This window comes from Segatella baroniae B14, assembly GCF_022024235.1.
GTDB lineage: Bacteria > Bacteroidota > Bacteroidia > Bacteroidales > Bacteroidaceae > Prevotella > Prevotella bryantii.
The window spans coordinates 1,617,860-1,641,452 of sequence record NZ_CP091799.1 but is presented as its reverse complement, the minus strand read 5'-3'; the positions used below and the strand labels follow the sequence as shown (position 1 = coordinate 1,641,452).

The following is a 23,593-nucleotide window of genomic DNA, read 5'->3' as shown; positions in this document are numbered from 1 at the left end:
ATTTTTTCTAACTTAAAAACTCATTAATAATTATGGTGAACAGATTTATTCTGAACGAAGTTTCTTATTTTGGTCCTGGTGCGCGCAAGGAGATTCCTGGTGTTGTAGCTCGTTTGGGTTATAAAAAGGCCTTGGTAGTTACCGATAAGGGACTTATGAAATTTGGTGTAGCAAAGATGGTTCTTGACGTCCTCGATGATGCTAAGATACCTTATGAAATATATGATGAAGTAAAGCCTAATCCAACAGTTACCAATGTCAAAAATGGTGTTGAGGCTTTAAAGAATGCACAGGCTGATTTTATTGTAGCTATTGGTGGTGGTTCTTCTATGGATACAGCCAAGGGTATTGGTATCGTATGCACAAACCCAGAGTTTTCTGATATTGTATCTCTCGAAGGTGTAGCAGATACTAAGAAGAAGAGTGTGCCTATCATCGCACTTCCTACAACAGCGGGAACTGCTGCAGAGACCACAATAAACTATGTTATCATTGATGAAGAGAAGCAGAAGAAGATGGTCTGTGTAGACCCTAATGATATTCCAGCAGTTGCTATTGTCGATGCAGAGTTGATGTACTCTTTACCTGCCAGTCTTACTGCAGCTACTGGTATGGATGCTATGACACATGCTATCGAAGGTCTTATTACTAAGGCCGCTTGGGAAATGAGTGATATGTTTGAGCTTAAGGCTATTAATATGATTCATCGTTATCTGCCTGTAGCTGTTGAAGATCCAAAGAATGCCGAAGCACGTGATGGTATGGCCGTTGCTCAATATATAGCAGGTATGGCTTTCTCTAATGTCGGTTTGGGTGTAGATCATGGTATGGCTCATCCTATGAGTGCTTTGCATGATGTACCTCATGGAGTAGCATGTGCTATTTTGTTACCTACAGTTATGCGTTTCAATGCTCCAGCAGCACTCGACAAGTATGTTGATATCGCTAAAGCGCTTGATGTATACAAAGAAGGCATGACTAAAGAGGAAGCAGCAGAAGCAGCTTGCAATGAAATCCGCGATATGAGTATTCGCGTCGGTATTCCTCAGCATCTGTCTGAGTTGGGTATTACTGAAAATGATATTGATGCATTAGCAGATCAGGCTATTGCAGATGTCTGCACACCAGGTAATCCACGTGAAGTAACTCGTGATGATATTGTTGCTCTCTATCATAAGATTTTGTAATATAGATAGTATATATAATTTAAGGAAAAATGAAAGGGAACTGCTCGTGAGAGTTGTTCCCTTTTTCAATCATTTACCTAAGAATTTCGTATTGAGATATTTGTTAAAGCTTTCTCTATATAAGTCGCCTATAGGAATGTAAAGATCTTCTCCCATGATAACGCGGCTCTTATTTACTTCTTGTATTTTTTTGAGATTGATGATATATGAGCGATGTATTCGCATAAAGAATTTTGGCAGATGCTCTTCCAGGCGCTTCATGCTTAACAGTACGATAATAGGTTTAGATTGTGAGTCGAGATGTATTTTCAGATATTCGCTCATGCCTTCAATATATCGGATATTATCTATCTCGATACGAATAACTTTATGTTCAGTTTTTAGGAAGAGTGCATTGTCATCGTCTGTCTGTGATACTTCACTTTCCTCCTGGGTCAATGCTTCTGCTTGATGTTCCAAATCGTATTGCTTTTTAATCTTATTGGCAGCCCGTTTAAGGTCGTCCAGTCCGAACGGTTTAAGCAGATAGTCAGTTGCGTTTACTTTATAGCTTTCTATAGCATATTCGCTATAAGCAGTAGTGAAAACAATGATAGGAGGAGCTGATAGGCTCTTGACAAAATCCATACCGTTAAGATCGGGCATGTTGATATCGCAGAATATAGCATCAACGTTTTCTTCGTCGATAATTACTTTAGCCTCATGGGCACTTTGGCATTCTCCGATTAATTCAAAGAATGGAATTTTTTGGATATATGTAGCCAGTTGCTTCAGTGCCAGAGGCTCGTCATCTATTGCTAAAACCTTAATCATATTGCTTAAGAATTAGATAATTACTTGTTAAACTTTATCCTTAATGAAAGGATCTTTACTTAGCGGAATCTCCAAATATACTTCGTAAGATTCTTCCTTATCATGAATTGTCATGATATAGTCTTGTCCATATATTAAGTCAAGTCGCTTTCTTACATTTACCAGTCCTACGCCACCATGCTCTTCTGTGCTCTCTTTATGCTTGCTGTTTTTGCAGTTAAAGATAAATCGGTCAGTATTGGTGTATAATTGTACATCGATAAACGAATCCTTTTGATAACTTACTCCATGCTTAAAAGCATTCTCTACAAATGTTATCAGCATTAATGGAGGAACACCATAATCAGGTATGTTCTTCTCAATATTCAGCGTTATTTTCACTTTGTTCGTATAGCGTAGTTTCATGAGCGTAATATAGTTCTCAAGAAACTGTATTTCCCGTTGCAGCGGAATGATAGGTTTATTTCCTTCATAAAGGATATAACGCATCATCTTAGAGAGTTCCACAATGGTAGTCTTGGCCTCTTCTGGGTCTATATCAACCAGTGCATGAATATTATTGAGAGTATTCATGAAGAAGTGGGGATTAATTTGATATTTCAGATATTCCAACTGTTGCTGCAGATTCTGCTTTTCGAGCAATTGAAGTTCTGCTTCATCCTTGTTTGATTTAAAGAACAACATTACACCTAAATTCATGCCCAAAAGCAGAAATAGAATGAGGACCGCGAAGAAATCATGCTGGGCAAGAAAAAAAGGCGGTTTTATCTTTCGTCTTGGTCTATGAAAGTCTTTTCTGTCATGCTTTCTATGATTTTCATCTCTTGGTTCGAAATCCTTATCATGGTCTAGAAAACCATCTCTTCCAAATTTTTCAAAACGTCTTTCATCTTCTAGTAACCTATCAGGAATCTCTTTACCTTCTCTTTTTATGTATTGTATCATTTCTTTATGTTCTCTGAGATGGTGGCGAGCAAAGTTATCCATACCAGGCTTAGCTATATATTGGAAAGCTAAAAATGCTCCAATAAGGCAGAATGTGGAACAAAGATAAATCCAGATTTTATGTTTATATACCAGTAAAGGGGCGAGAATGAAATTATGTATCAAGAAAGCAACCAAATATACCGTATATATTTTCCATACTCCTAAAATATCATCCCAGTCAAAGCTGATATAAGGATTATTTTGTGTCCTGCTATACATATTAAGAATAGGGGCACTGTAAAGTATAAGCCACAATACCAAGTATATGATATGTTCCTTACCATTAAAATTTTTGATGCGTATAATTTTATTCATAGGCTTTCGATTAAAGTTATAACGTATTTTTTTTCAAATAATTGTGGAGGAGGATGGCTATTATTTCCATCCTCCTAATACTTTTACCATCCTCCAAAACGTCCGCTCATACCCCCTCCTATGCTGGAGCTACTGGTGTAAGAGGCAGTTAATGTAGATATCAGACTAGTGCCATTGTAGAGTGAGTAGCTGCTGCCTGAGGTCATGCCTGGAGCAGATAACATAAATGTAGCTGATGAATAATCGCGAGCCATTTCAAAATTCAACAGAGTAGAGTCTCCACTTTTCAGACTAACGGAGCTTCCACTACTGATTTTTCCACTATAGGTAACGATAGGTTGACTATTGCTTGTGCTACTTGGTGAGTTGATGGTACCTCCAATGCCAACAACGATGCCACCTGTAATATGGAGAACTTTATTTGATTCTGAATTCACGTCGATTCCTGTTTCTGGGCTGGAGGTACCATAGGCTATTGTCGTACCACCACTGATATACATATTACCATTACTATCCAGGCCATCATTGTTCAGTCCAAAAGAGAAGATCTCTCCGCCACTGATATACATATCGCTCGAAGAGTTGATACCGTCATCGTAAGCGTAAACCTTTGTTGTGCCACCAGAAATATAGAGTTTACTCTTTGTTTCGATACCTTCAGAGCCACTTCCACCATTGGCGCGTACATATACAGTTCCTCCACTGATGGTTAGGTTGCCATCAGCCTTGATACCTTTAGCCTTACTGTCGTCACTACCATATTTATAAGTACTGCCAGTAGTTATCACTTTGATGGTACCTCCGCTCACATTCACTTCCTGATCTGCACTGAGTCCTTTGCCACCAGAGCCAGTACTCTTCAAATTCAGTTCACCGCCGGTCATAGTAAAGAGAGAGTCTGACTTCAAAGCGGCACATCCACTTACTTCGTTGTCTTCGTATGCTCCAGTACCAGTAGTAATGGCCGTGGTACGTCCACCTTCAATTAGTGTGTAGCCATCTGATGATAGAGCTTTACTGGCAGCAGCACTTGTTTCTACATTAATGACACCACCTTTTATTATCAAGCCATCATTACCCTTGATACCGTTTCCGGCAGTTGACTTAACATAGATATTCGTGTTTGGACGGAAGAATACATAATCGTCAGAAACAATACCTGCTTTACTATTGGCATACACAGATATAGTACCAGAACCACTAAAAAGTAATTCTCCTTCACTGAAAATAGTAGCTTTCTGGTCTTCTGTACTGCTCGTATAGCTAGTACCATCAGTAAAAGTATTGGTTGTTCCATCTTTAGCAACGATATAGCATCGTTTGCCCACTTGGATATTCAGAGCGGGTCCTTCGTTGTTGGTAATGTTGACACCATCAAGCTCAAGTTCAAATTTCTTGTTATCATCGCCCGATGCCATTTTGAACGAACCATCAGTAGTTGTTCCGCTTAATACGTATTTTATATTTTTGGCAGTAGATGTTACAGTTACATCAGCGCCATTGATAGCCACACTGACTCCATCAACGCTCCCCGAACAGCTAGCAGAAGTTCCATTGTAGGTAATCGTGATCGTATTGGTAGGAGTATAGTTTTCTACATAATCTTCATAATAAGTATCTGATTCAGATGCAGGAATGTTTTCCTCTTCTTCCAAAGCAGTCTTGTTGATCTCTATGGTATAGGTAGAGAGATCATCCATACCGGTTAGTGAAGTTCCTGCAGAGCTGGAACTTCCATTACTAGTGCTTCCCGTAGAGTTTGATGAAGAATAATCGCTATAATTCCAATCCAAACCTGACGTACATGAACAAAGTGTGATGAATCCAATAAGAATAGATGCCTTGTAGTGTCTCTTTTTCATAAGCGTTATATCTTTTTAAATAATTCTTTCGGCAAAAGTAGTCTTTAATATAGTAGGAGACAAATTCATTCAGTTAACCGGCATTTTTCTTCAGTAAACTTTTTATCTTTGCATTTAAAATAAAGAGTTTATGAATATACAACAAGCTTGCAAAGAACAGGCGCCTGAGATAGCGTCGCTTATCATGGAGGCCATGAATTATGAGTGCTGTCAGAATTTTGCAGGTCCCCACCATTCTTTACGTGATTTTTATCTATGTATGGTAAATCTAGTAGGTAGAGAAGACAGTCAGTATAGTTATCTGAATACAGAAGTTGCTACTGATGATAATGGTATGGTTGTCGGTATCTGTGTTACGTATGATGGAGGAGACTTATACAGTCTTCGACAAGCATTTATTGATGAGGCAAAGTTGCGCTTTGGTATGGATTATTCCGATATGGATCCTGAAACTCAAAGTGGCGAACTCTATGTTGATAGTTTGTGTGTTCATGCAGAATATCGAGGGCAGGGTATAGCAACAGCATTATTACGTTCTGCTATTCATAAGGCTGCTGAATACCATATTCAAGCTGTTGGTCTTCTTGTTGATCAAGGAAATCCTAAAGCTGAACAATTATATAAAAAGGTGGGATTTCGATATGTTAATGATACCGAGTGGGGTGGGCACCCCATGAAGCATTTAGTGTATACGTTATAAAATTACAGCCATAAAGTGACGAAGCAGAACGATATAATTCGTTCTGCTTCGTCACTTTATGGCTGAATAATAGTAGCTTATTTCTTTTTCTTTTTGACATCTTTTACCATTTCCAGTTTTTCCAGATAAATAGGACGCCATTTATCTATCATATCTTGAAGGGCCTTGGAACGTATGCTGAGGCTAGTATATTCCTCTGTATCTGTCTGATGATCCTTCTTAAGTTCAAGAAGTCGAGAGATCATAAATTTCTGCTGATTTTGAGCAGCTTCCAGCTGTTCTCCTAGTTTTTGGAGTTGTTCCATGAACTCGATAACTTTCTCTGTATAGTCTTTTTCCATATATTCTTTTTGATAAGATTTTGCAAAGATAAGAAAAAAAATGGCAAAATAGTTGGTTATTTATTTTTTTATTATTATCTTTGCACTCGCAAAAGCGCTTGTGGCGGAATTGGTAGACGCGCTAGACTTAGGATCTAGTGGTTAGTGCCGTGTAGGTTCGAGTCCTATCAGGCGCACATTGTAGAATCGACAACTATCTCAAGTTTAGATGGTTGTCGATTTTTTGTTTAGAATATGAAAATACAAAGTGAGATTTTATGGAATCAGAGCGCATGAAGCGTGAAGATGATAATTCTTTTTTCCCTTTTAAAAATACGAACATTTTTTCTTTGTATTTATCGTATTTGCAATAGATTTATTTTATTATCAATTTTTTAGAGCATTGGTCTATTTCGCAAAGTATTAGCTATTCTGTTTAATTATCAATAGCTATGCTTTTGTTAAGAGCAAAACTAAATATCAACAATTTAAAACGATAATATAGTCTCTAAAGTGAATTTTCTTAGCTTAATGCCAAATAGGCAAGCTAAAAGTAAAAGTAGAGCCGTGCCCTTCTACACTCGTTACGCTGATAGTGCCACCGTGTTGATTAATGTATCTCTTTGCCGTATAAAGCCCTATTCCGATACCACCAACGATTTCCTTATCGTGACTTTCTGCTTGATAATACGGATTAAATAGGTGGGGTATAGCTTCTTCCTTAATACCATATCCGGTATCTTGTACAGAAGTAATTAGTTGATCCACCTCTCGATGTACACTAACCGTTATTGTACCTTTAGGAGTATACTTGATAGCATTGCTTAACAAATTGTCCATTACAGATGTGATAGCACTACGATTCAGGTTTACATTTGGTAAATTATCTTCATATTTCGAAATAATGCGTAATTCAGGGTTGTTATTTTTCAGTCGATATTTGTTGGTAATAATCTCGGTAATGGCAATAAGACTTTGTGGACTCATATTCATGGGTTCATCGCTACGCATATATTGTCGTATCTGTTTAATGAGATTCATTAAACGCTCCACGTTATCAGAAATCATCTTGAGTTGCTTTTGTTCCTTTACAGACATATTCCTTGCAGATTTAAGTTCTTCCAGAGGCGCATTGATTAGTGTTAATGGAGTATAGAGTTCATGTGTAATGCCTGTAAAGAATCTCACACGATCTTTGTTGGTGTTGATTTCTGCCAATTGAGCGATTTTATTCTTGTTATATTTATTATATTCCCTGACTGCATATGCCAATAGCCCGAAAGCTAAGAGCATATATATTGTTTTTGACCACCAACTCCAATACCAGTGGGCTTTCATGTGTACATTTACAGATGTTACTACGGCCATGTCCCATGACTGACTCTTGGCCTTGGCTCTTACCTTGATAACATAGTCGCCTGGGGGTAAGTTCTCTATTGTAATATCCGCATGTCCAGGTGTATCTTCCCATTTGTTGGTCATACCTTCTATATAATATTGGTATACCACATTGTTAATTTGCGCGATGTTTTCGAGCATGAATCGTACGGTAATCGTATTATGGCCTGCATCGATAGTATATTTACCGTTTTCGTCAGGCACAAATTCATCAATGGACATGATATGTAGAGGAGAAAGTTTTTGTGGGGTAAGGGCTTCGCTGGCATTAAAATATACAGCGCCTTTTGATGATCCGAAGTAAACCAAACCATTGGCTGTAGCTTCAGCTACACCCGTGTGGAAAACCCCAAAAGAAGAACCATTACGGTAGTCGTACTCTTCTAATTTTCCCCCATATCGATTCATGAAGAGGATAGAGCTTGGTGTCGTAAGCCAAATGTGCCCCGTCTTGTCCATGGTCACAGATTTATAATTGAGTTCTCTTTCTTTATCTTCTGAAGTATAGTGCTTCATCTTCTTCAAATTGCGTATGTTATCGAAGCAGAAGAGGCCGTTTGAGGTTGCTATCCACAGGTATCCATCTCGGTCATAGTAGAACTGGTTGACATCACTGGCCAAACCTGTAGCCAAGTCTTTCTTGAATATGAGTTTGTGCTGTTTGTCGAATATAAGCAGCCCATATCCCCATGTTCCTACCCATAGCTTATCATCTTTGTCTATGAAGACTGTTTTCATGGCTATAGGTGGACAATGTTTATAGATAAAATTGAGATTTTTACTTTTGTTATCTTTCACGTAATAAAGTCCTGTTGAGGTAGAAACATACATACCTCCGTATTTATCAGGTTGAAAGTCGCGTATCTGCCCTTGTTCTAATCCCTCTGGCTGTGATAACCATGTTTTATTGTTGGTATTATATCTTAATACACCATTCTGAAGAGTACCTAGCCACATGATTCCATCTTTACTGCGTTTTATGGCAATAATACGTTCTTGTGGCGATTTTACATGTGGTAATATGCTGATGGTTTCTACTAGATGGTTATCTTGGTCGATTCGGCCGAATAAATCTTGCATACCTGCCCAGACATCATATTTACCAGCCCACAGGCTGTAGACTCCAGCTAGATTTATGTTGGCGAATGGTTGTAGTAAATGGAATGGTGTACTGTTGTACATGATAATATCGATACCATATTCACGTCCTGCCATCCAGAGGTTTCCGTATTTATCTTGTAATGCCAATTTCGGTATAGGAAGTTGGCCACCAAACAGGCTGCTTATCTTATAAAAATACAGGTCATCTTTTGTTGGAATACTATTCCTCTTGAGGTCTACATAGCCAAGTCCATCATTTGTACAAGCTACAAGAGATTTGTCGGTAGTTTCTGATATATAGCGTATGTAGTTATCTTCTGAATTTTGATGATTTGCATTAACCGTATACGTTTTGGCATCGCCGGTTTTTAAATTGAGCAGAGTTAGTCCTTTAGAAGTAACCAACCAACATCGACCTTTGTGATCGAAGAATATTTGAGAAATACTGATATTGTCCAGATAATGTCTTTCCTTTTTAGTCCTAGGATTGTAGACATTAAGTCCTGTTTGGTGATGACCGATGTAGATACATCCGCGAGAATCTACGTTTATACATGAAACTAGATTAATCGGGTGCTGGGGCTTGTTTTTGTTAAGAATACCAAATTTTTTTGTGGAATAGTCGAACCAACTGATCAGACCGTTTTTGCTTAAGATCCATGTTTTGCCATTTCTGTCGCATTTTACATCCATAATATGCTTATCTGGCAAACCGTCCTTTTCTGTATATGATTCGAAATCTCTTGTCTTAAAATTGTAATATGTTAAACCATTGGCTTGTGTACCCATCATCATGAGATTATACTTTTTGTTATAGCATAATTTCATAATCTGATTGTTGGCGATATTACTATTTTGTTGTCTATAATTTATGATGTGTCCACCTGCAATACGGTTTACGCCCGTATAGGTGGCAACCCATGCAAGGCCTTCTCCATCGAATGTAATATCCATAACAATATCGCTTGTCAATCCATTCTCTGAACCTATATGGAAATTAAATTTTTCGGTGTCATCATCTGCGAAAATGGTAAGTGAGGATAATAAAACGAAAAGTGTAGTTATTATTCTATTCATTGTGTTGTATAAAATTCAAAGTTAACTAAGCAAAGATATATTTTTTTTATTGATCTTGGGCAGTCTTTTCTTTTTTTTATTCTTACGACGTTATTTTGACGGATAATCGTCTTATATATGACAGAAATTTGTTTTTGTTGTTAGGAATATAGCTGTCGTAAGTATGTTGTCAGATGTATAAAGGACAAATTGAGAATATGAGAATAAATGTAACAATCGTGTGTAGCATTAAGAATAAAACGCTTTTGAGAGGTATGTGTTCATTAGTCGGCCCATGTTTTAATTTTTTTACTCAGATGACGGAAAAATATTCTCTTGTGACAATTTTCTGAGCCTATTTTTATATATTTGTGCCTAAAAGAACGAATTTTATGAATATTATAGTTAGTGAAGAAATCAAATCGGTATGTCCGAACTTTGTGGGAGCGTGTGTAGAAGCTCAAGTAGTGAATAGTCCGTTTTGTCAAGATTTGTGGAGTGATATTCGTCAGCAGGCTAATATTTTTAAGGCATCTCTAACTACGGAGAGTCTTAAAGAAATTCCAAGCATTGCAGCTACACGAAAGGTATACAAAGCTTGTGGTAAAGATCCCTCGCGTTATCGTCCGGCAGCAGAAGCGCTTGTCCGAAGAATGATTCAAGGAAAAGACTTATATCAGATCGATACTTTGGTAGATATGTTAAATCTGGCAAGTATTGTTTTTGGTAATAGTATAGGTGGTTTTGATGCTGATTATTTTGTGGGCGATACACTTACGCTTGGTATAGGCAGGGCTGGTGAACCTTATGAAGGTATCGGACGAGGTATGATTAATATCGAGGGTTTGCCAGTGTATCGTGATGCTGAGGGAGGCGTAGGTACGCCAACTTCTGATCATGAGCGTACACGTATCAGACTTTCTACCACACATCTTGTCGTTCTAGTCAATGGCTATGATGGGGATACGGAGCATGTACGACAGAATGCTGAGTATATTCTTCAACTCATCAATATGTATGCGTATGGTAAGGGAGGAAAATATTTTCTTTATAAATAATGTAGATACTTTAAAGAATAAATCCTCACGAATCAGGAAGATTGTGAGGATTTATTCTTTAAAGTATCTACGATTTTATTGTTCGTCATCTTCAGGGAAAAGACTAAGCTGACCGGTTATCTCGTCTATTACCTGTTGCTGGCTTTTTCCTGCATCCGGATCAAGGTTTTCTACTACCTCTTCTTTCTCGTTATCAGTGTCTTCTTCTGTTTCTGGTTCCGGGAATCGGGTAGGCTCCAATTCTTCAATCTTGTCGATTTTATAAATAGAGATACGTTTACCTTTAGCTTTGAAGCTCTTTTGGCCTATATACTGCTCTGCGTCTATTATCTCAGCAGGACGAATAGCATCTACACCACCATAGGTAATCTGGATTCTCGGAAATGCAACATCAGTAAGAAGGACAAGTTTACTATTGATGTTATCACCCATCAAGTTTTGATGTTTTTTGCTGGCATCCATGGTGAATCGTTTCACATAAGGATAGCCCTCATTGTCGGCATCATAAAGAACTGCTGTCCATATCTTGTGTTCATCCCATTTCTCGAGTTTCAAGATATTATCCTCGTAATGGTTATTGACATCAAAGTTGGTAACGTAGAATTCACCATTATCAAGAACTACTAAGATTTGGTCCTTATCATTAAACTCACCCAGGAATCGTCCATGCTCATCATAGTTAAGGCGTTTCACGTCTGGGTCGAACCAAACTTTTCGTCCTCCTAATGTGCTGTGTCCGTGACTCTTTAGGCCTATACGATGAATAGAGCCCTTAGTAAGAAGGTTACCTTTGGCAGCACGTCCCTTGATAATTATCTCTGCAAAATCTTTTTCGATAAAGATATTTTGTTTTTTCTTCTTAGGATCCGGGTCGAGGGTAATCTTAATCACTTCAGCTTCACCATTAGGATTAGCAGTAAAGTAATTTACTCTACTGCCAGGTTTTCCTTGAGTTATATCATATAATTTGTCGCGGGTCATGCTAGTTACATTGAAGCGTTTGATATAGTACCAACCTAGCTTGCCATCGCGATATACACAGTTGTAAATGGTGCGCTTGTCGTTCTTCTTGAATACCTGCACATGCAGAATGTTCTTGCCTACAAATATTTTGTCGGCTACTTTAATCACTTTAAATTTACCGTCCTTGTAGAAAATAATGATATCATCAAGATCAGAACAGTTACAAACGAATTCGTCTTTCTTGAGTCCTGTACCGACAAATCCCTCTTGGCGATTGATATACAACTTTTGGTTAGCTTCTACCACTTTGGTAACCTCGATATTCTCGAAGTTTCGTATTTCGGTAAGACGTTCGTGGCCCTCTCCATATTTGTTTCTGAGATATTCAAACCAGTTGATAGTAACCCCAACCATATTGGCGAGGTCTTTCTCTATTTCAGCGATTTCGGCCTTAATCTTAGCAATCAGCTCGTCTGCTTTATCCTTATTATATTTTAGGATACGTTGCATCTTAATTTCGAGGAGACGTACGATATCCTCACGAGTAACCTCGCGGATGAAAGAAGGTTTGAAAGGCTCCAATTTGCTATCGATGAAAGCAACAACTTCGTCTTGATTTTTTGCCTGCTCAAATTTACGCTCTTTGTAAATACGTTCCTCGATGAAAATACGTTCTAGGCTATTGAAGAACAACTGTTCTTCGAGTTCATGCTTACGGATAAGTAATTCCTGACGCAGAAGTCCCATTGTGCGGTCGGCAGAATGGCGAAGAACATCGCTTACAGTCAAAAAGCAAGGTTTCTGGTCTTCGATGACACAACAGTTAGGAGAAATATTAATTTCGCAGTCTGTAAATGCATAGAGAGCATCCATGGTCTTGTCAGAAGAAACACCAGGAGCAAGATGAATCAGAATTTCTGCTTGTGCAGAGGTATTGTCCTCAATTTTGCGCGCTTTGATTTTTCCCTTTTCTACAGCCTTGGTAATCGATTCGATCAATGTCGATGTGTTCTTACTGAATGGTATTTCGCGAACAGCAAGTGTTTTATTGTCCACTTTCTCAATCTTGGCACGTACCTTAAGTACGCCACCACGCTGTCCGTCATTATATTTGCTGACATCAATAGAACCACCAGTAGGGAAATCAGGGTAGAGATGGAAGTCTTCACCTTTGAGATAAGCGATAGCTGCATTACAGATTTCTATGAAATTGTGAGGTAGAACCTTGGAAGATAGACCTACAGCAATACCCTCTGCACCTTGAGCTAAGAGCAATGGGAATTTTACAGGGAGCGTGATAGGCTCCTTGTTACGTCCATCGTATGAGAACTGCCATTCGGTAGTTTTCGGATTAAAAACGGTTTCAAGTGCAAATTTAGACAATCTGGCTTCGATATATCGTGGAGCGGCAGCACGGTCGCCCGTTAAGATGTTACCCCAGTTACCTTGAGTATCAATCAATAGATTTTTTTGTCCTAACTGTACGAGTGCATCGCCAATACTAGCATCACCATGAGGGTGAAACTGCATGGTATGTCCGACAACATTAGCTACTTTGTTATAGCGTCCGTCGTCCATACGTTTCATAGAGTGTAATATTCGTCGTTGTACTGGCTTGAGACCATCTTCAATATGGGGAACGGCACGTTCCAAAATAACATACGAAGCATAGTCGAGGAACCAGTTCTTGTACATACCTGACAAGTGGTGTACAGCGGATGCGTCAAAACGATCAGCTGGTTTATAATCAGAATGGCTGTCTTCTGACCATGTTTCATCCTGATCGCCTTCTTCTATGACATCGTCGTCTTTTACCTCGTCGTCGTTGTTTATAATGTTATCGTCGTCCATAGGATTTTTAATTACGTAATTTTCATGCAAAGATAAAAAAAAAAAACGAAATGTGCAAAAAACGGTTTGTTCTGATTCTTATGGTTTTACTAGATATTCGTTAATGTTAGCTAAAGAACGTGTTTCTTGCCGTTTTTATAAAAAAAGTTGTATCTTTGCAGCTAAATTTAGAAAAAATAGGAAACAATCAAAATTTAAGATAAAAATGGCAGAAGATGTTTTCAAGAAGATTGTAAGTCATTGTAAGGAATATGGCTTTGTCTTTCCAAGTTCAGAAATTTATGATGGCCTTGCAGCCGTTTATGATTACGGTCAGAATGGTGTAGAGCTCAAAAATAATATTAAACAGTACTGGTGGCAGAGTATGGTGTTGCTCCACGAGAATATCGTTGGTCTTGACGCTAGTATCTTTATGCACCCTACAACATGGAAGGCATCTGGTCATGTTGATGCATTTAACGATCCATTGATTGATAACCGTGATTCAAAAAAACGTTATCGTGCAGATAATCTGATAGAGGACCAGATTGGCAAGTATGAAGAGAAAATTGCTAAAGAGGTAGCTAAGGCTGCTAAGCGTTTCGGCGATAAGTTTGATGAGGCTCAGTTCCGTGCTACTAATCCTCGTGTGCTTGAGAATCAAAAGAAGCGTGACGAGTTGCATGCTCGTTATACTGAGGCTATGCAAGGACCAGATCTCGCTGCTTTAAAGCAGATTATCCTCGACGAGGGTATTGTTGATCCAATTTCTGGTACCAAGAACTGGACCGATGTCCGTCAGTTCAATTTGATGTTCTCTACAGAGATGGGTTCTTTAAGCGATGCAACAAACAAGATTTACTTGCGTCCTGAAACAGCACAGGGTATCTTTGTTAACTACCTGAACGTACAGAAAACAGGTCGTATGAAGTTGCCATTTGGTATCTGTCAGATAGGTAAAGCTTTCCGTAATGAGATTGTTGCTCGTCAATTTGTATTCCGTATGCGTGAATTCGAGCAGATGGAAATGCAGTTCTTCTGTCAGCCAGGAACAGAGATGAAATGGTTTGAATACTGGAAGAAGGCTCGTTTGGCATGGCATAAGGCTCTAGGTATGGGTGATGAGAATTATCGTTATCACGATCATGAAAAATTGGCCCACTACGCAAATGCTGCTACCGATATCGAATTCCACTTGCCATTCGGTTTCAAGGAGGTTGAGGGTATTCACTCTCGTACAGACTTCGATTTGAGTCAGCATGAGAAATTCTCAGGTCGTGGTATCAAGTACTTTGATCCTGAACGTAACGAAAGCTATGTACCTTATGATGTAGAAACATCTATTGGTGTAGACCGTATGTTCTTGAGCGTAATGTGTCATTCATATACAGAAGAAACTCTTGAAAATGGTGAGACTCGTGTTGTTTTGAAGTTGCCTGAGGCATTAGCACCAGTGAAGTGTGCTGTCTTCCCATTGGATAAGAAAGATGGTCTGCCAGAGTTGGCTCATGAAATCGTAGACAATTTGAAGTTCCACTTTAATACACATTATGGTGATCCTAAAGATTCTATCGGTAAGCGTTACCGTCGTCAGGATGCAGTTGGTACACCATTCTGTGTAACTGTAGACCACGAAACTCCAAAGGATCATAAGGTTACATTGCGCTTCCGTGATACTATGGAACAGGAGCGTGTAGATATTGACCAGCTTCGTTCTATCATAGAGGATCGCGTAAGTATCACCTCTTTACTTAAGAAGGTTGCCAATGAAATTAAAAACTATTAAATTATTCGTCATGCTGATGGTGTCGGTACTTGTACTGGCATCATGTAGCGAGGCTGATGGTACTGTAGAGGAGTTCCAGAACTGGAAGGCCACTAACGATAGCTATTTTGCTAGCAAATATGCTGCAGTAAAAGATAGCATCGATAAAGGTGATACAAGTTGGAAGATTATCCATACATATGCATTTGCTGAATCTGTGCGAAATGATGTAACGGATAATATTCTTGTTAAGGTGCTTCAAGAAGGTACAGGTAGTGGATGTCCTATGTCTACAGATTCTGTATTGGTAGACTATAGAGGTTATCTGTTGAAATCAACCAGTTATACTTCGCCATACGATGCTGAGTTAGGTTACATTTTTGATCAGAGTTGGTCTGGTGCTTATGATAAAAGTACTATGCGACCTTCTTCTTTTACGGTCAATGGTGTTATAGAAGGCTTTTCTACAGCTTTGCAATATATGCATATCGGTGATCGATGGAAAGTATATATACCTTACAATTTAGGCTACGGTAGTACTGCAACAGACGAAATTCCAGCTTATTCGGTTTTGGTATTTGATATTACCTTGGATGGCTATTCTCGTCCAGGTACAGCTCTTCCTATAGTTTATGTCAAGCAAAACCGATTGCTAAACGAATGATTTTTGGAATAAACTATTGTTACTGAGGGGATTCTCTATAAGGGGAATCCTCTTTTTTTTTATGATTTCTGTAAAATGGGTACATAAAACTGCAATTGATATTTTGTTATCCTGCATATTTGCTGTAACTTTGCAGCACTTTTTAGGGTATGAGCAAAATCAGTAATACAGAGCACTTAATGGCAGCTATCCGTAATGGTCTGCCTATGACGAATGGCGAGAAACTTAATTTGATAGTAGGATTAAGTATCCCTTCTATGTTGGCACAGGTAACTACGGTTATGATGTTTTTTATCGACGCTTCAATGGTAGGTCATTTGGGTGCCGAAGCTTCAGCTAGTATCGGTTTGATAGAATCTACAACTTGGCTGATGGGAGGTATTTTAGGAGCGGTTTCATCTGGATTTTCTGTGCAAGTGGCCCATTTTATTGGAGCCAATGACTTTGTTCGTGCTCGTCAAGTATTTCGTCATGCTCTGATTTGTGGCTTGTCTTTTAGTCTACTCATGAGTTTGGTGGGTATAGCCGTTCACAATCCTCTTCCGTATTGGCTAGGAGGTGGTGCAGACATAGCTACATTATCATCGAGTTATTTTTTGATTTATGCGTTTACACTTCCTTTTGTACTCTTGTTTCATTTAACCAGTGCAATATTGAAAGCTTCGGGCAACATGAAAACACCAAGTTTTCTGAGTGGCCTGATGTGTGTTTTTGATGTTTGCTTTAATTACCTCTTTATTTACATGCTCAATATGGGTGTTATAGGGGCTGCATTAGGTACGATGTCGGCATATATCGTTACGTCGCTTCCTATGTTATACATGGCAGCATGGAAAAATAAGATGTTAGCCTTGCATCAAGATCATGAACCTTTCCGATGGATAACTAGTTATTTACAGATAGCTGCCAAGATTAGTGTACCAATGGCAGCCCAGAATATACTGATGAGTGGTGCTCAGATTGTAAGTACACTCATTGTAGCTCCTTTGGGTAATGTTGCTATAGCTGCCAATTCTTTTGCTATTACGGCAGAAAGTCTTTGTTATATGCCGGGGTATGGTATCGGTGAAGCAGCCTCTACACTGGTAGGGCAGACACGCGGTGCTAATAGAATGGATTTGTGCATGAATTTTGCCCATATGACCGTAGGTTTGGGTATGATAGTAATGGCTTTTATGGGAGTTGTGATGTATATCTTTGCGCCCGAAATGATGGCACTCCTTACGCCAGTTGAGCAGATTCAAAATTTGGGCGTTTCTGTTTTACGAATAGAGGCTTTTGCTGAACCATTCTTTGCTGCTAGCATAGTGGTATATAGTATTAGCGTAGGAGCAGGAGATGCTATCAAGCCTGCTTTGATTAATCTTTGCAGTATGTGGATGGTAAGACTTACGTTGGCCTATACCCTTGCACAGAGCATGGGGTTAAAGGGGGTATGGATTGCTATGGCAATAGAATTAACTTGCCGCGGATTAGCCTTTTTAGCATTGCTTTATCGGGGAAGTTGGCTCAAAAGTTTTAAAGTACCTGCCACTGCTTAAACAGGCTTGTTACTATATTGTTGAGGGCACGATATGTTTTCATTACTGATATGAATGCATGTCGTGCCCTCATTATTTTTAGGTGAATCGTATTCGTTTTCATAAGCTGTTATGGTAGATGATAGTGTACTACTGTAATAGTACAAATCAGTTAATTTATAGTTAAATTTGTTTGGATTTATGCCATGAAAGGTTTCTAAATGTTAAAATATAACGAAAAATTATCGTTTTTTGCTCTAAACTATTGCAGCTTATTGAAATCTATTCTATATTTGCAGTGTTCTACAATGGTAGTACACTACTACTGGAGAGCAAAAGAGTTAGTAATCAATAATAAAAATTTAATTCAAACTAATAACACCCCTGACTCATAAAACGGTCAGCCACTTAAAAATCAAAAGTTATGGAAGCAATTATTACAGCAGCAACAGTAGCAACAATGTTTTTCAATTTGGTAAACAGTTCAGAGCCTAATGGCTTTTGTTATAATGTAGCAATGGATCAAGACCATGTTACCATGGTAAATGTTTTTGATGTATCAGAAAATATCCTTGAGCATAAGTTGCAGTATGAATATGCTTATGATGATCAAGATAGATTAGTTAAAAAGACAGCTAAGATTTACAAGGCAGGTAAGTGGGAAACTTCTTATGTACTTGATTTTAGCTACGATATAGCAGGTTACAGTGTAACTCGTCGCCGTTGGGATGCTAAGCACAATAGCTTGGCGCAGGCTGATGAATTAATGACCTACGAAACACTTGCTAACGGTATGATGGCAGTGGATACCTATAAATGGGACGAAAAAAATAATGATTTTGCGAGAGTAGATGGTTTCCTCATGATGAATCCAGGTAGCGATGTACTCTATGCTTTGTTAAAATAGACATGATAATAAAATAAAAATATGATTTTCAACAATGGCAAACCTATATATGTTCAGATGGCAGAAAGGCTTTGTGATGAGATAGTATCGGGAATCTATGGACCTAATTCGCGTATTCCCAGTGTAAGGGAATACGCCGTGACATTAGAGGTGAATACCAATACGGCGGTCAAAGCATACGATTTGCTGGCACGAGAAAATATTATATATAACAAGCGTGGACTCGGCTATTTTGTTAGTGAGCAAGCCAAGGAAGCTATTATTACCGCTCGTAAAAAGAATTTCCTTGAAGGAACACTGCCTGAACTTTTTAGACAGATGAAACTTCTGAACATCGATATTCGAGATATCGAAGATGAGTGGATCAAAAGAAAAAATGATTTCTAAAAAAAATTAATTCGGAATAAAACTATGATTGAAGTTAAAAATATCAATTTCACTTACCCAGGATCTCGTCATCAGGTATATGGTAATTTAAGTGTAAATTTTGACGAAAATAAGATTTATGGCCTTCTAGGCAAGAATGGTATGGGAAAAAGTACTTTGCTTTACTTGATAGCCGGTTTGCTTCGTCCGAAGTCTGGAGAAGTGCTTGTTGATGGAATTAAATCATCAGATCGCAATCCCGTTACTCTTCAGGACATATTTATTGTACCAGAAGAATATGATATGCCTAAAATCAGTTTGAAGCAGTTTATCAAGATGAATGAAGCTTTCTATCCTAACTTTAGTCGGGAGCTCTTGAAGAAATGTCTCATTGATTTTGAGTTGCCTGAAGAGCCTAATTTGAAAGAACTATCTATGGGTCAGAAGAAAAAAGTATATATGAGTTTTGCCCTTGCGGCAGGAACACGTTATTTGCTTATGGATGAGCCTACCAACGGGTTGGATATACCATCAAAGAGTCTTTTCCGCAAAGTAGTTGCCCAAAATATGACGGAAGACAGCACTCTTATTATCTCAACTCATCAGGTACATGATATCGAGAGTTTGCTTGATCATATTGTTATACTTGATAATTCCCAGATTCTGGTAGACTCATCCGTAGCAGATATAACAGACAAGTACTGTTTTCGTTATCGCAACCCACAGGATATGGAGGGAGTGCTCTATGCCGAACCTTCGTTACAAGGCAATGCTGCTATTACTTTGCGAGAAGCTGATGAAGATGAAACTACGATTAATCTGGAACTCTTCTTCAATGCTGCAACGAAAGGTATGTTGAAATAGTCAATAAAAAAGAAGACCATGCAATCATTTAATTTCAAACCTTTGGTTTGTCCTATCGTATTTTCACCCGTTTGCAAATCGTCAACAATCGCTGGGTGAACTGGTAATAACTAAAATGTTTAATTTACGCTATACTTATTATGAAAACATTTGATTTCAATCGATTTGTTAAACTCCTGAAATGGACGTTCTATTATAATTTACCCGTTTTGACTAAGATAGCTTCTTTCTTTTTTGTTATCTTTCTTGTAGACTTCTTTTTAGAAGTTATACCTTTTCTACCATTTCAATCTGATAGTCTTCAAAACGAGTTGAGCAATAAAGCAGATTTTGTAATCGGTTGCTTTTTTACTTTTATGATATTTATGCAATCATCAATTTTGAATAATGTGCGCAACAAGCAGCAGACTATTGATTTTTTGACCTTGCCAGCTAGTAATTTCGAGAAGTTTATCTCTCGAATTATGTTTGTGACGCTCTATTATACGGGAGCTTTTGTCGTAGGTCTAATTGCGGCTGACGTGTTACAATGGCTCTTTTCACTTCTGTTTTTCCCATTCGATCAAACAGGTTTTGTGATAACACATATACAGTTCTTTTCGAATACTACGATAGGAAATAGTTTTATTGAGAGTACAGATCTGTTATCATGGTTATTAGGCTTCACGTTGTTCTTGGGCGTCATTTATATTCATTCCGTCTATATCCTTGGTGGAACCTTCTTTCGCAAGCAGGCTTGGGTGTTAACCTCCATTACCATGTTTTTCCTCACAATCTTTATAGCTAGTGTTTTGGATAAATCTGATTTCAATATAAATTTGGCAGATATGAGTTCGTCAGGTTTAGAGATAATCGTTTCTATTTTTGATGTTATTATTGTAGGGTTGATAGCCTTTAATTATTGGTTAGCCTATCGCTTTTTTACCCATATACAGGTCATCAATAATAAATGGTTTAATTTAGTGTGGTAATTTATTTTTTACATATTTGTTAAATTTTGACAAGATATCACTTTTTGGATTATAAAAAGTGATATCTTTGTATATTATTCTATATCAATTAATATAATTCGATGAAATTAAGAAGTTTTTTTGTAGTTGTAGCTTTATTATCTTCCACAACTATTGTTAAGGCTCAGCAACTTTCACCAATTCCTGCAGACAAAGATGTACGAGTTGGTAAGTTGAGTAATGGACTAACTTATTATATTCGTCATAATGAGTATCCTAAAAACGTAGCTAATTTTTATATCGCTCAGCGAGTAGGATCTATTCAAGAAAATGATGATCAGCGAGGTTTGGCTCATTTCTTGGAGCACATGGCCTTCAATGGTAGTAAGCATTTTCCAGGGAATGGTATTATCGACTTTACCCGTAGTTTAGGAGTCGAATTTGGTAGTAATCTGAATGCTTATACCTCTATTGATCAAACCGTATACCGTATCTGCGATGTTCCAACCAATCGTCAGTCAGCTCTCGATTCATGTCTGTTGGTTTTGAGAGATTGGAGTGGTAACCTTACACTGGATGCCAAGGAAATAGATAAGGAGCGTGGAGTGGTTCATCAGGAATGGCAGATGGGTGCCAGTGCAGGACAGCGATTTTATGAGAATTATCTTCCTCAGTTATATCCAGGCAGTAAGTATGGCAATCGTCTGCCAATTGGCTTGATGAGTATTGTCGATAACTTTAAGCCAAAGGTACTCCGTCAGTATTATAGAAAGTGGTATCGTCCAGATAACCAAGCTATTATAGTTGTCGGTAATATTGATGTTGATCATGTTGAGGCCGAAATCAAGGCTCTTTGGGCCGATGCTAAAGTTCCTACTCATGCAGCACAGGTAGTAGACGAGCAGGTACCTGATAACAACAAGCCGATTTATGTTACCTTTAAGGATAAAGAGCAGGCTTATACCGTTATTCAGATGATGCATAAGCATGACGTTTATCCTGATTCACTGAAGAGCAATATGATGTATATGATAAATGGTTATATCAAATCGATTATGACCAATATGCTTAATGCTCGTTATCAGGAAATGGCTCAAGACTCTTTATGTCCATTCGTAGGAGCATCAGTATCTGATGGTAATTATATCATTAGCAAGACCAAGGATGCTTTTTCAGGTGGTGTTGTTCCTAAAGATGGCCAGGTTAAAGAAGCGATAAAGGCTCTTGTCCGTGAGATGGAGCGTGCCCGTCAGTTTGGTTTCACAGAGACAGAGTTGGCCCGTGTTAAGAGCAGCATTATCAGTGCAGCAGAGAGTATGTATGCTAATCGTGAGATGACTCCAAATACTACTTTTTATAATCAATATGTAAGTAACTATCTGGAGAATGAGCCAATGCCTTCTATTGAAGACCAGTATCGACTCACCAGTAGCATTATTCCACAGCTTACTGTAGAGATGATTAATGATATGGCAAAACAGCTTATCGTAGATACGGATACTAATCTTGTCGTTATAGCACAGGAGCAGGAAAAGGAAGGCAAAACAGATTATATTACTGTAGATCTGCTGAAGAATGCCATCAAGGAGGCTCGTTCAGAGAAGCTTACAGCATGGGTAGACCATGTAAAGCAAGAACCATTGATTGCAGAACTTCCAGCCAAAGGTGAAATAGTAAAGGAGACAGAAAACAAGAAATTAGGCTTTAAGAAGTGGACTCTCTCTAATGGTGTAACGGTTATCCTGAAGAAGACCGATTTCCAAAATGAACAGGTTAAAATGAATGCTATTGCCAAGGGCGGTACCAATCGCTACGGTGAGAAAGATTTCATAAATAATCGTCTTTTTAATCAGGTTATCGGCTATTCTGGTATCGGTAATTTTACCAGCACAGAGTTGAGCAAAGTACTCGCTGGTAAGCGTGCCAATGCAGACCTTGGTATGTCGCTCTATAATACTACAGTTTCGGGTAGCTCTACGCCTAAAGATATGGAAACCATGATGCAGATGGCTTACCTTTATTTTACTAAGATTAAGAAAGACGAAAAGTCATTCAAGATGATGATGAATGCTGTGGAGATGGAGTTGAAGAATAAGAATCTGAAGCCAGAAGAAGTATATGACGATTCTGTTTCTGTAACTCGTTTTGTTCACAACCCTCGATTTGCTCCATTGGAGTTGAAAGATTTGACAAAGGTTGATTACGATCGTATCCTTGAAATGGCTAAAGAGATAACAGCAGATGCTAGTAAGTTTACGTTCTACTTTACCGGTAATTTTGATGAAGAAAAACTTCGTGAGTATGTGAAACAGTATGTAGCATCTCTGCCAGCAAATAAGAATACTAAAGCTAATTCTGATACAGACCCACGTACTCTTGCTGTAGGTTTGGTAAAGAATCATTTTGAGCGTAAGATGGATACTCCTAAAGCACAATTGACAGCTTTTTGGACTTCAAAGCCGTTGGCATATACTCTTGAGAATGATATTCTTGTCGATGCGCTTGGTAAAGTGCTTGATATGGCGTTACTTCGTTCGATCCGTGAGGAGAGTAGTGCGGCATACTCTGTTGGTGCTCAGGGCTTTGTAGATAGCGATATCAATAATAAAGCTACTTATACACTCTATGCTGGATGTCCGATGGATCCTGCTAAGGCCCAGTTGGCTTACGATTTAATGATGAAGGGCGTGAACGAAGCAACAGTAAAGATAGATGCTGCAGATGTTCAGAAGGCTAAAGAGTTTATGCTTAAGCAGTTTGATGAGAATGCACGTAACAATAATTATTGGTTAGATGTACTTTACAACTACAATCGTTGGGGAGTAGACAGCTATACCAATTATAAGGATATTGTGAAGTCACTTACCCCAGAGAAACTGTCAGCATTCCTTAAGAATGTTATTCTTTCATCTGGTAACAAGATAGAAGTGATGATGACTCCAGCTCAATAAGCAAATATTATTACTG

General features: G+C 38.4%; 17 protein-coding genes and 1 tRNA gene. 12 read left to right on the top strand and 6 right to left on the bottom strand.

Annotated elements, in window-relative coordinates:
* The first annotated feature begins 32 nt into the window (after window positions 1–32).
* Window positions 33–1,187 (top strand): lactaldehyde reductase, encoded by a 1,155-nt coding sequence (gene fucO, locus L6469_RS06855; protein WP_006283415.1) that lies wholly within the window; start codon window positions 33–35, stop codon window positions 1,185–1,187.
* 69 nt (window positions 1,188–1,256) lie between these two features.
* On the opposite strand, the gene L6469_RS06850 is transcribed toward fucO, so the two are convergent.
* From L6469_RS06850 to L6469_RS06840, 3 genes are all read right to left on the bottom strand, one after another.
* Window positions 1,257–2,000 carry a LytR/AlgR family response regulator transcription factor gene (locus L6469_RS06850; protein ID WP_006283414.1) on the bottom strand — a complete coding sequence of 248 codons (744 nt, stop codon included), beginning with the start codon at window positions 1,998–2,000 and terminating at the stop codon, window positions 1,257–1,259.
* 27 nt (window positions 2,001–2,027) lie between these two features.
* A complete protein-coding gene (locus L6469_RS06845) occupies window positions 2,028–3,302 on the bottom strand; it encodes a sensor histidine kinase (RefSeq protein WP_006283413.1) in 1,275 nt (424 codons plus the stop codon).
* Between the two features lie 83 nt (window positions 3,303–3,385).
* Window positions 3,386–5,164, bottom strand: coding sequence for a carbohydrate-binding domain-containing protein (locus L6469_RS06840; RefSeq protein WP_006283412.1), 1,779 nt, complete (start codon window positions 5,162–5,164; stop codon window positions 3,386–3,388).
* A 130-nt stretch (window positions 5,165–5,294) separates the two neighbouring features.
* On the opposite strand from L6469_RS06840, the gene L6469_RS06835 reads away from it, so the two are divergent.
* The gene (locus tag L6469_RS06835) at window positions 5,295–5,864 is read left to right on the top strand and encodes a GNAT family N-acetyltransferase (RefSeq protein WP_006283411.1); all 570 of its coding nucleotides are present in this window, start codon (window positions 5,295–5,297) and stop codon (window positions 5,862–5,864) included.
* A 77-nt stretch (window positions 5,865–5,941) separates the two neighbouring features.
* On the opposite strand, the gene L6469_RS06830 is transcribed toward L6469_RS06835, so the two are convergent.
* Complete coding sequence (locus tag L6469_RS06830) at window positions 5,942–6,205, bottom strand: hypothetical protein (RefSeq protein ID WP_039870048.1); 264 nt, start codon at window positions 6,203–6,205, stop codon at window positions 5,942–5,944.
* 94 nt (window positions 6,206–6,299) lie between these two features.
* On the opposite strand from L6469_RS06830, the gene L6469_RS06825 reads away from it, so the two are divergent.
* Window positions 6,300–6,381, top strand: a tRNA-Leu gene (locus tag L6469_RS06825).
* 331 nt (window positions 6,382–6,712) lie between these two features.
* Here the strand turns inward: L6469_RS06825 and L6469_RS06820 are convergent.
* Window positions 6,713–9,760, bottom strand: coding sequence for a sensor histidine kinase (locus L6469_RS06820; protein WP_074802846.1), 3,048 nt, complete (start codon window positions 9,758–9,760; stop codon window positions 6,713–6,715).
* 371 nt (window positions 9,761–10,131) lie between these two features.
* Here L6469_RS06820 and L6469_RS06815 point away from each other — a divergent pair, with 371 nt between their 5' ends.
* A complete protein-coding gene (locus tag L6469_RS06815) occupies window positions 10,132–10,797 on the top strand; it encodes a B3/4 domain-containing protein (protein WP_006281931.1) in 666 nt (221 codons plus the stop codon).
* A gap of 75 nt (window positions 10,798–10,872) precedes the next feature.
* Here L6469_RS06815 and L6469_RS06810 read toward each other — a convergent pair whose 3' ends face one another.
* Window positions 10,873–13,611, bottom strand: coding sequence for a DNA gyrase/topoisomerase IV subunit A (locus L6469_RS06810; RefSeq protein ID WP_006281930.1), 2,739 nt, complete (start codon window positions 13,609–13,611; stop codon window positions 10,873–10,875).
* Between the two features lie 205 nt (window positions 13,612–13,816).
* Between L6469_RS06810 and L6469_RS06805 the strand changes: the two genes are divergently transcribed.
* The 8 genes from L6469_RS06805 to L6469_RS06770 all read left to right on the top strand — a co-directional run bounded on the left by L6469_RS06805 (window position 13,817) and on the right by L6469_RS06770 (window position 23,577).
* Window positions 13,817–15,376, top strand: a complete 1,560-nt coding sequence (locus L6469_RS06805) for a glycine--tRNA ligase (protein WP_006283348.1) — start codon at window positions 13,817–13,819, stop codon at window positions 15,374–15,376.
* A complete protein-coding gene (locus L6469_RS06800; protein WP_006283347.1) occupies window positions 15,357–16,019 on the top strand; it encodes an FKBP-type peptidyl-prolyl cis-trans isomerase in 663 nt (220 codons plus the stop codon). Before L6469_RS06805 ends, L6469_RS06800 begins: the two co-directional genes overlap by 20 nt.
* 149 nt (window positions 16,020–16,168) lie before the next feature.
* Window positions 16,169–17,560: an MATE family efflux transporter gene (locus tag L6469_RS06795; protein ID WP_006283346.1), complete on the top strand. Its 1,392-nt coding sequence runs from the start codon at window positions 16,169–16,171 to the stop codon at window positions 17,558–17,560.
* A gap of 403 nt (window positions 17,561–17,963) precedes the next feature.
* Entirely contained in the window at window positions 17,964–18,446 is a 483-nt protein-coding gene (locus tag L6469_RS06790) for a DUF3836 domain-containing protein (RefSeq protein WP_006283345.1), read from the top strand.
* A gap of 21 nt (window positions 18,447–18,467) precedes the next feature.
* Entirely contained in the window at window positions 18,468–18,833 is a 366-nt protein-coding gene (locus tag L6469_RS06785; protein ID WP_006283344.1) for a GntR family transcriptional regulator, read from the top strand.
* Between the two features lie 24 nt (window positions 18,834–18,857).
* Entirely contained in the window at window positions 18,858–19,676 is an 819-nt protein-coding gene (locus L6469_RS06780; protein ID WP_006283343.1) for an ATP-binding cassette domain-containing protein, read from the top strand.
* 140 nt (window positions 19,677–19,816) lie between these two features.
* Window positions 19,817–20,647 carry a hypothetical protein gene (locus L6469_RS06775; protein WP_006283342.1) on the top strand — a complete coding sequence of 277 codons (831 nt, stop codon included), beginning with the start codon at window positions 19,817–19,819 and terminating at the stop codon, window positions 20,645–20,647.
* A gap of 101 nt (window positions 20,648–20,748) precedes the next feature.
* Entirely contained in the window at window positions 20,749–23,577 is a 2,829-nt protein-coding gene (locus L6469_RS06770) for a M16 family metallopeptidase (RefSeq protein WP_006283341.1), read from the top strand.
* Window positions 23,578–23,593: the final 16 nt, after the last annotated feature.

Coding starts and splice junctions, on each gene's coding strand:
- L6469_RS06840 (WP_006283412.1), bottom strand. CDS start 5,164: ATGAAAAAGAGACACTACAAGGCATCTATTCTTATTGGATTCATCACA.
- L6469_RS06845 (WP_006283413.1), bottom strand. CDS start 3,302: ATGAATAAAATTATACGCATCAAAAATTTTAATGGTAAGGAACATATC.
- L6469_RS06775 (WP_006283342.1), top strand. CDS start 19,817: ATGAAAACATTTGATTTCAATCGATTTGTTAAACTCCTGAAATGGACG.
- L6469_RS06820 (WP_074802846.1), bottom strand. CDS start 9,760: ATGAATAGAATAATAACTACACTTTTCGTTTTATTATCCTCACTTACC.
- L6469_RS06770 (WP_006283341.1), top strand. CDS start 20,749: ATGAAATTAAGAAGTTTTTTTGTAGTTGTAGCTTTATTATCTTCCACA.
- L6469_RS06780 (WP_006283343.1), top strand. CDS start 18,858: ATGATTGAAGTTAAAAATATCAATTTCACTTACCCAGGATCTCGTCAT.
- L6469_RS06795 (WP_006283346.1), top strand. CDS start 16,169: ATGAGCAAAATCAGTAATACAGAGCACTTAATGGCAGCTATCCGTAAT.
- L6469_RS06835 (WP_006283411.1), top strand. CDS start 5,295: ATGAATATACAACAAGCTTGCAAAGAACAGGCGCCTGAGATAGCGTCG.
- L6469_RS06790 (WP_006283345.1), top strand. CDS start 17,964: ATGGAAGCAATTATTACAGCAGCAACAGTAGCAACAATGTTTTTCAAT.
- L6469_RS06830 (WP_039870048.1), bottom strand. CDS start 6,205: ATGGAAAAAGACTATACAGAGAAAGTTATCGAGTTCATGGAACAACTC.
- L6469_RS06810 (WP_006281930.1), bottom strand. CDS start 13,611: ATGGACGACGATAACATTATAAACAACGACGACGAGGTAAAAGACGAC.
- L6469_RS06785 (WP_006283344.1), top strand. CDS start 18,468: ATGATTTTCAACAATGGCAAACCTATATATGTTCAGATGGCAGAAAGG.
- L6469_RS06850 (WP_006283414.1), bottom strand. CDS start 2,000: ATGATTAAGGTTTTAGCAATAGATGACGAGCCTCTGGCACTGAAGCAA.
- L6469_RS06815 (WP_006281931.1), top strand. CDS start 10,132: ATGAATATTATAGTTAGTGAAGAAATCAAATCGGTATGTCCGAACTTT.
- fucO (WP_006283415.1), top strand. CDS start 33: ATGGTGAACAGATTTATTCTGAACGAAGTTTCTTATTTTGGTCCTGGT.
- L6469_RS06800 (WP_006283347.1), top strand. CDS start 15,357: ATGAAATTAAAAACTATTAAATTATTCGTCATGCTGATGGTGTCGGTA.
- L6469_RS06805 (WP_006283348.1), top strand. CDS start 13,817: ATGGCAGAAGATGTTTTCAAGAAGATTGTAAGTCATTGTAAGGAATAT.